Origin of the sequence: Microbacterium sp. EYE_78 (assembly GCF_023149035.1) — a bacterium.
Classification (GTDB): Bacteria; Actinomycetota; Actinomycetes; order Actinomycetales; family Microbacteriaceae; genus Microbacterium.
In genome coordinates this window covers 568372-579835 of record NZ_JAHXMY010000002.1, presented here as the reverse complement: position 1 = coordinate 579835, position 11464 = coordinate 568372, and the positions used below count along the sequence as shown (strand labels likewise).

11 protein-coding genes are annotated in these 11464 nt (G+C 71.0%); 9 read left to right on the top strand and 2 right to left on the bottom strand.

Annotated features, from left to right (window positions below; all coding sequences use genetic code 11):
- Window positions 1-1353 (bottom strand): M20/M25/M40 family metallo-hydrolase, encoded by a 1353-nt coding sequence (locus KZX17_RS09900; protein ID WP_248172662.1) that lies wholly within the window; start codon window positions 1351-1353, stop codon window positions 1-3.
- A 51-nt stretch (window positions 1354-1404) separates the two neighbouring features.
- Here KZX17_RS09900 and KZX17_RS09895 point away from each other — a divergent pair, with 51 nt between their 5' ends.
- Window positions 1405-2385, top strand: a complete 981-nt coding sequence (locus KZX17_RS09895; RefSeq protein ID WP_248172659.1) for a Gfo/Idh/MocA family protein — start codon at window positions 1405-1407, stop codon at window positions 2383-2385.
- Between the two features lie 3 nt (window positions 2386-2388).
- On the opposite strand, the gene KZX17_RS09890 is transcribed toward KZX17_RS09895, so the two are convergent.
- The gene (locus KZX17_RS09890) at window positions 2389-2748 is read right to left on the bottom strand and encodes a PLD nuclease N-terminal domain-containing protein (protein ID WP_248172656.1); all 360 of its coding nucleotides are present in this window, start codon (window positions 2746-2748) and stop codon (window positions 2389-2391) included.
- Window positions 2749-2818: 70 nt separating this feature from the next.
- Here KZX17_RS09890 and KZX17_RS09885 point away from each other — a divergent pair, with 70 nt between their 5' ends.
- The 8 genes from KZX17_RS09885 to KZX17_RS09850 all read left to right on the top strand — a co-directional run bounded on the left by KZX17_RS09885 (window position 2819) and on the right by KZX17_RS09850 (window position 11380).
- Entirely contained in the window at window positions 2819-3682 is an 864-nt protein-coding gene (locus KZX17_RS09885) for an NYN domain-containing protein (RefSeq protein WP_248172653.1), read from the top strand.
- A gap of 28 nt (window positions 3683-3710) precedes the next feature.
- A complete protein-coding gene (locus tag KZX17_RS09880; protein ID WP_248172650.1) occupies window positions 3711-4892 on the top strand; it encodes an ROK family transcriptional regulator in 1182 nt (393 codons plus the stop codon).
- Window positions 4889-5941, top strand: coding sequence for a substrate-binding domain-containing protein (locus KZX17_RS09875; protein ID WP_248172647.1), 1053 nt, complete (start codon window positions 4889-4891; stop codon window positions 5939-5941). The genes KZX17_RS09880 and KZX17_RS09875 overlap by 4 nt, the downstream gene beginning before the upstream one ends.
- Window positions 5942-5952: 11 nt before the next feature.
- Complete coding sequence (locus KZX17_RS09870; RefSeq protein ID WP_248172644.1) at window positions 5953-6801, top strand: ATP-binding cassette domain-containing protein; 849 nt, start codon at window positions 5953-5955, stop codon at window positions 6799-6801.
- Window positions 6798-7985: a sugar ABC transporter permease gene (locus tag KZX17_RS09865; protein WP_248172641.1), complete on the top strand. Its 1188-nt coding sequence runs from the start codon at window positions 6798-6800 to the stop codon at window positions 7983-7985. The genes KZX17_RS09870 and KZX17_RS09865 overlap by 4 nt, the downstream gene beginning before the upstream one ends.
- Window positions 7986-8150: 165 nt before the next feature.
- On the top strand, window positions 8151-9242 hold the full coding sequence (locus KZX17_RS09860; protein WP_248172638.1) for a sugar ABC transporter substrate-binding protein: 1092 nt from the start codon (window positions 8151-8153) through the stop codon (window positions 9240-9242).
- A gap of 78 nt (window positions 9243-9320) precedes the next feature.
- Window positions 9321-10109: an ATP-binding cassette domain-containing protein gene (locus tag KZX17_RS09855; protein WP_248172635.1), complete on the top strand. Its 789-nt coding sequence runs from the start codon at window positions 9321-9323 to the stop codon at window positions 10107-10109.
- Complete coding sequence (locus KZX17_RS09850) at window positions 10106-11380, top strand: sugar ABC transporter permease (RefSeq protein ID WP_248172632.1); 1275 nt, start codon at window positions 10106-10108, stop codon at window positions 11378-11380. Before KZX17_RS09855 ends, KZX17_RS09850 begins: the two co-directional genes overlap by 4 nt.
- Window positions 11381-11464 lie beyond the last annotated feature (84 nt).

The window sequence follows — 11464 nt, the reverse complement described above, 5'->3', positions numbered from 1 at the left end:
TCAGCTCGCCCGCAGGAGGTCGCGGTAGAACTCGATGCCGCGCAACCAGGACGCGACGCGGATCCGCTCGTCGTGGGAGTGCAGCGCCTCGCGTTCACCCCGCGTGAGGTGGAACGGGGTGAACCGGTAGACGTGGTCGCTGATCTCGGTGAACCAGCGGCTGTCGCTCGCGCCGAGCTGGATGTAGGGCGTCGCGACGATCTCCGAGCCGAGGGCCGACGCCGTCGCGGCGGCCAGCCGGTCCCACGCCGGTCCCGACCAGGGCGACACCGGCGACGGATCGGACGCGGCGGCGACCTCGACCTCGACGAGGGGGTCGCGGACGACCGAGCGGATGCGGGCGACCGCCGACGCGGCCGTGTCGCCGGGGAGGAGCCGCACGTTCACGCTCGCCCGGGCCGAGGTGGCGAGGACGTTCGCCCCCGTCGCCCCGGAGAGCTCGGTGACGACCGCCGTCGTCCGGACCAGCGCGTTGAGCTCGGGGCCGAGGCGCGGGAAGACCTTCACGAGCAGCCGGCCGCTCACGCCGATGTTCGCGAACACGCGACGGAGCGGTCCCCGCGTGTGCGGGGCGACGGTCTCGAACATGGCGCGGACCGGTGCGACGAGCCGTGTCGGGAACGGGCGGCGGTGCAGGCGGAGCACGGCCCGCGCGAGCCGCGCGGTGGCCGGGTCTCGCGGCGGCGTCGACGCGTGCCCGCCGAGCTCGCGGGCGGTCAGGTGCACCGTCATGACCCCGCGCTCGGCGACGCCGATCATCGCGGTGGGCACCGCCACCGCCGGGAGCACGCCCTCGACCACGGCGCCGCCCTCGTCGAGGACGAGTGAGGGACGGATGCCGCGGTCCCGCAATGCCGTCGCGATGTCGCGGGCGCCGTCGCCGGCGACCTCCTCGTTGTGGCCGAATGCGAGGTACACGTCGCGGGCGGGGGTCGCCCCCGCGACGATGAGGGATTCCACGGCCTCGAGGATGGCGACGAGGGCGCCCTTGTCGTCCACGGCGCCGCGGGCGTGGATCTCCTCGTCCTCGCCCGTGCCGACGAGCTCGGCCGCGAACGGCGGATGCGTCCACTCCGCCGGCACCACCGGGACGACGTCCTGGTGGGCCATGAGGACGAGGGGGCGCTCGGCATCCGCCCCGCGCCAGCGGTACAGCAGCGAGTGGCCCGCGATGGTCTCGAGCTCGAGCGTCCGGTGGGCCGCCGGGTAGAGGCGGGCGAGGGCATCCCGGAACGCCACGAAGGCGGTGTCGTCAGGTGCTTCCCCTCCGTCGACGGCCATCGAGACGGTCGGGATGCGCAGAAGCTCGCGGAAGCGGGCGATCGCGTCGCGCTGCTCGGTGCCGGGGGTCACGCGACGACTCTACGACCGGGTCGGCCCCGCGCCGAGGATAGGCTCGGGGCCATGACGGCACTCCGATGGGGAATCCTGGCCACCGGCGGCATCGCGCATGCCTTCACCTCCGACCTGCGGACCGCCGGGCTCACGGTCACCGCCGTGGGGTCACGACGCCTCGAGGCCGCGCAGGCGTTCGCGGAGCAGTACGCCATCCCGAGCGCGTACGGGTCGTACGAGGAGCTCGTGGCCGCGCCCGACGTCGACATCGTCTACATCGCGACGCCCCACAGCCACCACCGCGACAACGCGCTGCTCGCGCTCGAGAACGGCACCCACGTGCTCATCGAGAAGCCGCTCACCCTCGACGCGGCGCAGGCTGCGGAGATCCGCGACGCCGCCGCCGCCCGCGGCCTGCTCGCGATGGAGGCCATGTGGACGCGCTACCTGCCGCACATGGTCCGCCTGCGGGAGCTGCTCGCGTCGGGGGCGATCGGCGAGGTGCGGGCCCTGAGCGCAGACCACACCCAGAACCTCCCCACCGACCCGACGCATCGACTGAACGCGCTCGAGCTCGGCGGCGGGGCGTTGCTCGACCTCGGCATCTACCCGATCTCGTTCGCGTGGGACGTGCTCGGACGCCCCACAGCCGTGAGCGCCCTCGGTCGTCTCGGTGACACCGGGGCGGACACCGAAGCCGCGATCTCGCTCGTCCACGGTTCGGGGGCCGTATCGTCGCTCCTCACCTCGATGCGCGGGGCGGGCGCGAACGTGGCCCAGATCATCGGCACGGAGGGCCGCATCGTCATCGACTCGGTCTGGTACACGCCGACCTCCTTCCGCGTCCACGACCGCGACGGCGCGGTCCGCGAGGAGTTCCACTCCGAGGTCGACGGGCGCGGCATGCAGTATCAGGCGCTCCACGCCGAGCAGCTCATCCGGGAGGGCCGCACCGACAGCGAGCTCCTCGGCATGGACGAGAGCGTCGCCATCATGGGGACGCTCGACGAGATCCGCGCGCAGCTCGGCGTGGTCTACCCGCAGTCCTGAGGCTCAGGCGGGCTCGCCCTGCTGATCGCGTCGCCGACGCGCGAGCTCGGCGCGCAGGCGCTCCTCTTCGATCTCCCGTTCGAGGTCGGCGAGCTGCTGCTCGGTGGAGCGGGACTCGCGCGGCCGCGGCGCAGCGGGCTCCGTGGCCCACGGCGCGAATTGCGGCGGCCGTGACGCCTCTCGGCGCGGATACTCACGGCCGATCGCGAACCACAGCACCGTGCCGAGGAACGGCAGCAGGATGACGACGAACAGCCAGACCGTCTTCGGCATGTGCTTCACCTGGCTCTGATCCCGCGTGATGATGTCCACGAGCGCGAAGATCATGCCGGCGAGCACGACGAGCGAGATCAGAGAGGGCATGGCCCGGAGTCTATGAGGACGCTGGACGCGCCGCATCCCTTTCCCCAGCCGGGACTGACAGACTGAACGGATGCCGGATTCCTCGAGCCCACGGGTTGCGGTCTACCTCGACTTCGACAACATCGTCATGAGCTGGTACGACCGCGTGCACGGTCGCAACAGCTTCTCGCGCGATCGTCAGCGCATCACCGCGGACCCGGACGAGCCCGAGATCGCCGCACGCCTCGCCGCCGCGACGATCGACGTCGGCGCGATCATGGACTACGCGGCGTCCTTCGGCACGCTGGTGCTCACCCGCGCATATGCGGACTGGTCCTCGCCCGTCAATGCGCTCTACCGACAGCAGCTCGTCTCGCGTGCCGTCGACCTCGTGCAGCTGTTCCCGGCCGCGGCCTACGCCAAGAACGGCGCCGACATCCGCCTCGCCGTCGACACGGTGGAGGATCTGTTCCGCCTCGAGGACCTCTCGCACGTCGTCATCGTCGCCGGCGACAGCGATTACGTTCCTCTGGCCCAGCGCTGCAAGCGGCTCGGTCGATTCGTGGTCGCCGTCGGCGTCGCCGGATCGACCGCGAAGTCGCTCGCAGCCGCCTGCGACCAGTTCGACGCCTACGACACACTGCCCGGCGTGGCGAACCCGGTGCCCACCCCCGAGCCGGAGTCGGCGCCCGCCACCGCCCGCCGCCGGCGCAAGGCGGTCGACGCGACCGAGCAGCTGCTCTCGCGCGCGCTGCGCCTCGAATACGAGCGCACCGATGAAGAGTGGGCGCACCTGTCCGCCGTCAAGAACCTGCTGAAGCGGATGGATCCCTCCTTCAGTGAGAAGTCCCTCGGTCACAAGTCCTTCTCAGACTTCGTGAAGGCGCACCCGAAGGTCGCCGAGCTCGACGAATCGACGAACATCGTGAGGGTCCGCGCGGTCGACGCCGCCTGAGCATGCGGGGCCACGGTATGGTTGCCCCGTGGCTCGCCGGTCAACTCCGCCCGGCTCGCAGTCGTCACTGCGAGAAGCGAATCGTGCACGTCTGCTCGATTCGCTCAAGCGGCATGGCCGGCTGACGCAGATCGAGCTGTCGGGAGCGACCGGCCTCTCCCCCGCGACCGTCTCCAACATCGTCAAAGAGCTCACCGCCACCGGGGTGCTGCACACCTCGTTCACGTCCCGGAGCGGACGTCGAGCGACCCTCGTCTCGCTCGCGCGCCAGGTCGGTCTCGTCGCCGGGGCGCACTTCTCGCCGCGCAAACTGCACGTCGCCATCGCGGACGCCACCCGCACCGTCGTCGCGGAATCGTCCCTGCCGCTCGCACCGGACCACCGCCATGACGCCGAGCTCGACCGTCTCAGTCTGCTGCTCGGCGACATGGTCGACGGACTCGGCGGGTCGCTCAGCGACCTCTCGGCGGTGGGCCTCGCGCTCCCGGCCCCGGTCGACCCGCGGACATCCGTGATCTCCACACCGGGGCTCCTGCCCGGCTGGGACGGCGTCGACATCGCGCGCAGCCTGACTGCCCGCATCGGCAGACCCGTGCACGTCGACAGCGAGGCGAACCTGGGCGCACTGGCCGAGGCGCGGGAAGGTGCCGCCCGCGGCGCGTCATCGTCCGTCTACCTCCGCGTCGGGCACTCGATCAGCGCCGGCCTCCTCGTCGACGGCGAGCTGTTCCGCGGGATGAGCGGCCGCACGGGGCAGATCGGTCACATGACGATCGACGAGAAGGGCGCCCTCTGCCGCTGCGGCAACCGCGGGTGCCTCGAGACGGTCGCAGCCGGACCGGCGCTCCTGGCCGGCTTCACGGAGGACGACGGCATCCACCGCCTCCGCGACCTCGTGACGGCAGCCGGCGACGGCGTCGCGTCCGCGCAGCGCGCGATCGCCGACGCCGGGCGCCACATCGGCATCGCGGCGGCGAGCCTATGCAATCTCATCGACCCGGAGCGGATCGTCGTCGGCGGCGAGCTGGCGCTCGCGGGCGAGATCCTCCTCGCGCCGCTCCGGCATTCGCTGGAACGGTCGATCCTCGGCGGTGGTGTCCCTGAGATCGTCGCCTCGTCCTTCGCGGAGTGGGCCGAGACCCGCGGCGCGATCGTCCTCGCACTCGACCACGTCACCGTCGACGCCGAACTGGTGGCGTTCCCCGCATGAGGCGGGTGATCGCCGCCCTCCTCGTCGTCGTGGTCGCGGGCGCCGCGCTGTCGGGCTGCGCTCTGCCCGACAACGGTTCGGGCGAGGCCACGATCGCCCTCCTGCTGCCCGACAAGAAGACCGCCCGCTACGAGACGTTCGACCGTCCCGTCTTCGAGGCGCGCGTCGCCGAGCTGGGTGACGTCGAGGTCCTCTACACGAACGCGGATCAGGATGCCGCGCGTCAGCAGCAGCAGGCGGAGTCGGCCCTCGCCGCGGGTGCCCGGGTGCTCGTCCTCGATCCGGTCGACGGGCGGGCCGCGGCCTCCATCCTGGCGTCCGCGACCGCGGAAGGCGTCCCGGTGATCGCCTACGACCGGATGATCGTCGGCGGCGGCACCCCCGCGTTCTACGTGTCCTTCGACAACGAGCGCGTGGGCGAGCTCCAGGCGGAGGCGCTCGTCGATGAGCTCACCGCTCGCGGCGAGGAGGACGGCGGCATCCTGATGGTCCACGGCGCACCCACCGACAGCAATGCGGGGCAGTTCCGCGAGGGGGCGCGTCGGGTCGTCGCCGAGGCGGGCCTGCGCGTGCTCGCTGAGTACGACACGCCCGACTGGAGCCCCGACAAGGCGCAGGCGTGGGTCGCCGGGCAGCTCGCCCAGTACGGCGACGAGGTGGTCGGCGTCTACGCGGCGAACGACGGGACCGCCAGCGGTGCGGTCGCCGCCCTGCGCGCCGCAGACGTCACCCCCTTCCCCGTCGTCACCGGCCAGGATGCCGAGCTCAGCGCGCTGCAGCGCATCGTCTCGGGCGATCAGTACATGACGGTCTACAAGGCGCTGCGCGCGCAGGCGACGATCGCCGCGGATGCCGCCGTGGCGCTGCTGAACGGGGACGACGTCGACGCGGCGACGACCATCGACGGCATCCCCGCCACGCTCCTCGAGCCTGTCGCGGTGACGGTGGACGACATCGCCGAGACGGTCGTGGCCGACGGATTCTGGACCGTCGCCGACATCTGCACGCCCGCGTACGCCGAGGCCTGCGCAGCCGCAGGGCTGGAATGAGAGAGGACCGCGTGAGCGTCTCGTCCCGCCGAACCGGCGACCACGTCCTGTCGATGCGCGGCATCGACAAGCGCTTCGGTGCCGTCCGCGCCCTGAGCGGCGTCGACTTCCGCGTCCGCGAGGGCGAGGTCGTCGCGCTCGTGGGCGACAACGGAGCGGGCAAGTCGACCCTCGTGAAGATCCTCGCCGGGGTCCACCCGCCCGACGAGGGCACGATCGAGCTGGACGGGGAGCGGGTCCACATCGGCAGCCCCGCAGACGCCCAGGACCTGGGGGTGGCCACGGTCTTCCAGGACCTCGCCCTGTGCGAGAACCTCGACGTCGTCGCGAATCTGTGGCTCGGCCGCGAGCTCACCGAGCAGGGCAGGCTCGACGAGGTCGGCATGGAGGAGCGCACCTGGATGCTGCTGCGTGAACTCGCAGCCAAGATCCCGTCCGTGCGGGTCCCGGTGTCGGCGCTCTCGGGCGGCCAGCGACAGACGGTGGCCATCGCCCGGTCCCTGATCGGCGAACCGCGGATCGTCATCCTCGACGAGCCGACGGCCGCGCTCGGCGTGGCGCAGACCGCGGAAGTGCTGAACCTCATCGAACGCCTTCGGGACCGCGGCCACGGTGTCGTGCTCATCAGCCACAACCTCACCGACGTCCTCGCGGTGGCCGACCGCATCGTCGTCCTCCGCCTCGGACGCAACAACGGGGAGTTCGACGGCGAAGAAGCGACGACCGAGATCCTCATCGCCGCGATCACCGGGGCCCTCGATCCGTCGCGTCCCCTCGCACCGCCCGAGACCCCGACCACGGACGAGGGCGATTCGCATGCTCCGGTGATCCCCCTCCGCCGGCTCGAGGACGGGTCATGAGCCCCGAGGGCGGTGTGATCGACCGTGTGGTGGCGCGTGTGCGGGCCGGCGACGTCGGTCGGATGCCGGTGGTCGCCTCGTTGGTCGTCATCGCGATCGTCTTCCAGGCGCTCAACCCGGTGTTCCTCACCAGCAGGCATCTGAGCGATCTGCTGATGCAGTGCGCGGCGATCGGGACGATCTCCCTCGGCATCGTCCTCGTGCTCCTCATCGGCGAGATCGACCTCTCGGTGGGGTCGATGTCGGGCGTCGCGGCGGCCATCCTGGCGGTGGCCGGGGTGCAGCAGGGCTGGCCGATCGCGCTCGCCGTCGTCGCGGCGATCGCCGCGGGGTGCGTGGTCGGCGCCGTCTTCGGCTTCCTTCGGACGACGCTCGGCCTGCCGAGCTTCGTCGTCACGCTCGCGGGCCTGCTCGGTCTTCTCGGCGTCCAGTTGTGGATCCTCGGCGACGCCGGGTCGGTGAACATCCCCTTCGATTCCTGGATCGTCCAGTTCGCCCAGCAGGCGTACCTCCCCGACTGGCTCGCCTACGTCCTGGCGGTCCTGACCGCGGTCGCCTACACCGCGACGCTGCTGCGACGCGCGCAGCGGCGTGCCGCGGCCGATCTCGAGAGCAGCGGCGCCATCCCCATCCTGATCCGCGGCTCCCTGCTGCTCATCGGCCTCGTCGGCGGATGCTGGTACCTCGGGCTGTCTCGAGGCGTCGGGGTGATGTTCGCCCTGTTCGTCGTCTTCGTGGTGATCGCCCACCTGGCACTCACGCGGACCCGCTGGGGGCGCTCGGTGTACGCCGTCGGAGGGTCGATCGAAGCGGCCCGACGGGCCGGCATCCGCGTCGACCGTGTCGTCGTCTCGGTGTTCATGCTCTGCTCCGCGTTGGCGGCGACCGGCGGCGTCCTGGCGGCCGCGAAGCTCGGTGCGGCCAACCAGAGCTCGGGCGCAGCCGACGCGAATCTCAACGCCATCGCCGCGGCGATCATCGGCGGCGCGTCGCTCTTCGGTGGGCGTGGTTCGGCGTTCGCCGCCCTCCTCGGAGTGGTGGTCATCCAGGCGATCTCCGCGGGGCTGACGCTCGTCAACCTGAGCTCCGCCGTCCAGTTCATGGTGACCGGAGGGGTGCTGCTGTTCGCCGTCGCCCTGGATGCCCTGACGCGCCGCACACGCGCGACGTCGGGTCGGGCGTAGACCGCCAGGGCGCGCGCGGCGGCGCCTCTTCGCCGCTCGGATGTCGGGAGGTCGGCGGTGACGAAAGCGTTATGTTCACATCTTGACTTCAATTCGTGAACACATCAAGATCATCGTCAAGCGCGATGTCGCGCCCGCTCGATTTTCACTGTCGAAAGGCGAACGATGAAGAAGTCCCTGTCCGCTGCAGCTGCCCTCGCGGGTGCCGCTGCGCTCCTGCTCGCCGGCTGTGCCAGCTCGGGCACGCCCGCTCCCGGCGGCACCGGCGGAGGTGAGGAACCGGCTGCGGCCGGCCGCGCCTGCGTCATCCTGCCCGACGCTGCGTCCTCCCCCCGCTGGGAGAACTTCGACCGCAAGTACCTCCAGGAAGGCCTCGAAGGTGCGGGGTTCGAGGTCGACATCCAGAACGCGCAGGGCGACACGTCGAAGTACACGACGATCGCCGACCAGCAGCTCACGCAGGGCTGCGGCGTCATGCTGCTCGTCGACTACAACGGCGCCGCGGCCGGCGTCGCCACCAAGGCGAAGGGCCAGGGCATCCCGGTCATCGCGTACGACCGTCCGTTCGAGGGCGCGGACTACTACGTCTCGTTCGACAACGTCGAGGTCGGCCGCCTCGAGGGCCAGACGGTCCTCGACGGTCTCGAGAAGGCCGGCAAGGACCCCAAGACCGCAGCCGTCTTCTACATGGGCGGCGACCCGACCGACGGCAATGCCGCGATGTTCCGCTCCGGGGCGGTGGAGGTCATGGAGGCCGCCGGCGTCAAGCCGGTCGCCGAGCCTCCGGGGGTGTGGGACGGCGCGAAGAGCCAGACCAACTTCGAGCAGGCCCTCACCGCCAACGGCGGCACCGTCGACGGCGTGTGGGCTGCCAACGACACCAACGCCGACGGCGTCATCAAGGTGCTGCAGGACCGCGGCATCGAGGGCGTCGCGGTCTCGGGCCAGGACGCGAACGTCGAGGGCCTCCGCAACATCCTCGCCGGCTGGCAGACCGCGACGGTCTACAAGCCCGTGAAGGACGAGGCGGATGCCGCCGTCGAGGTCGCCACTGCACTGCTGAGCGGTGACACCCCGTCGGCCGACCAGGAGCTGGAGGACGGCACCCCCTACATCGCGGTGACGCCGCAGCTGGTGGGCCCGGAGCAGGTCAAGGATGTCGTCGCCGCCGGTGACGCCTCCGCCGACGACATCTGCTCGGGCGACATCGACGGCGTGAGCCTCGCCGACAAGTGCTCCGAGTTCGGCGTCGAGTGATCTGAGCGGGGAGGGGATGCCGCGCCGCGGCATCCCCTCCCCTTCCTCCCGCCATCTTCGACCTCCCAGGAGACCCGCATGAGCGAACCCATCATCCAGTTGCGCCGCGTCACGAAGTCCTTCGGCCCCGTCAGCGTCCTCAAGGGCGTCGACCTGCTCGTCCGTCCGGGCACGGTGACGGCCCTCGTCGGCGACAACGGCGCCGGCAAGTCCACCCTCATCAAGGGCCTCGCCGGCGTGCAGCCCTACGACAGCGGGGAGGTGCTCGTCGATGGCGAGGAGCACGCCCTGCGCACACCGCGCGAGGCCGCGGCGCTCGGCATCGAGGTCGTTTACCAGGACCTGGCCCTGTGCGACAACCTCGACATCGTCCAGAACATGTTCCTCGGCCGCGAGGAGGTGACGGCGGGGACCTTCAATGAGGGCCTGATGGAGCGGGAGGCATCCGACACGCTCCGCTCGCTCTCGGTCCGCACCGTGAAGAGCGTGCGACAGAAGGTCTCGAGTCTCTCCGGGGGCCAGCGCCAGACGGTCGCGATCGCGCGCGCAGTCCTGAAGAAGGCTCGGGTCGTCATCCTGGACGAACCGACCGCCGCACTCGGCGTGGCGCAGACCGAGCAGGTGCTCAACCTCGTTCGCCGCCTCGCGGACCAGGGCGTCGCGGTGGTCCTCATCAGCCACAACCTCGTCGACGTCTTCGCGGTCGCCGACGACATCGCGGTCCTCTACCTCGGCCAGATGGTGGCTCAGGTCCCCACCGCCGAGACCACCCGCGACGACATCGTCGGCTACATCACCGGCACCAAGGTGCCTCCCGGCGTCGAACTCGTCGGCACGTCCACCATCCCCGTCGGAGGAGACGCATGAGCGCCAGCACCAGCACCCGGACAGCGGCTGCGCCCGACCCGGTCTCGAGCGACCTGATCGGCAGCGGCGTCGAGGGTGGCGTCGGAGATCAGATCAATGCGTGGCTGCAGCGCGTCCGCAGCGGCGACATGGGCGCGCTCCCTGCCGTCGGCGGTCTCGTCCTGCTCGCCGTGCTGTTCGGGGCGCTGAGCCCCTACTTCTTCACGGCGGTCAACTTCGCGAACCTCATGAACCAGGCAGCCTCCCTGGTGGTCCTCGGCATGGCACTCGTGTTCGTGCTGCTGCTGGGCGAGATCGATCTGTCTGCGGGTGTCACGGGCGGCGTCGGGATGGCGGCGTTCGTCGTCCTCAACGTCCGCTTCGACATCCCCTGGCCGATCGCGCTGGCCGCGGGCTTCGGGGTGGGCCTGCTCACCGGCGCCCTCATCGGCTTCCTGGTGGCTCGCGTCGGCATCCCGTCCTTCGTCGTCACCCTCGGCCTGTTCCTCGGCTACCAGGGCCTGACCCTCATGATCATCGGCGCCGGCGGCCTCTACCCGATCCAGGCACCGGAGATCATCGCGCTCCAGAACGGTCGCCTGCCGGTCTGGGGCGGCTGGGTCATGCTGGCGGTCATGCTGCTCATCTCCGGAGGCATGTCCTTCTGGGATCGCGCGCGTCGTCGGCGGGCGGGCGTCCCGAACCGACCGATCGCACTCGTGTGGGCGAAGCTCGCGGTGATCGCCGTCCTCGGCGGCATCGCCGTCCTCGTGCTGAACCTCAATCGGTCGCAGTCGGTCATCCCCGTCGAGGGTGTGCCGATCATCGTCCCGGTCGTGCTCGCCGTGCTGTTCGTCGGCACCTTCGTCCTCGACCGCACGAAGTTCGGTCGCTACGTGTACGCGATCGGCGGCAACGCCGAGGCTGCTCGACGCGCCGGCATCAAGGTGCGATGGGTGAAGTGGTGGTGCTTCGTCATCGCGTCGGGACTCGCCGTCCTGTCGCTGCTGTTCGCCCAGGCGCGCATCGGCTCGGTCGACGGGGCTGTCGGCCGGGACATCGTGCTCTCCGGAGTCGCGGCGGCCGTGGTCGGCGGCGTCAGCCTCTTCGGCGGACGCGGCCGGCTCGTCCACGCCGCCATCGGCGCGCTCGTCATCGCCGTCATCATCAACGGTCTCGGCCTGTTGCGGATGGATGCCGGTGTGAACCTGCTCGTCACCGGCGGCGTCCTGATCCTCGCCGCCACCGTCGATGCGCTGTCCCGCCTGCGCGCCGGCGGCGTTCGGAGCTGACCACGGCGACGAACGGACGACGGAGCCCCCGCCTCTCGAGGCGGGGGCTCCGTCGTCCCGCGTCGACCCCTACTCCCGCGTCGA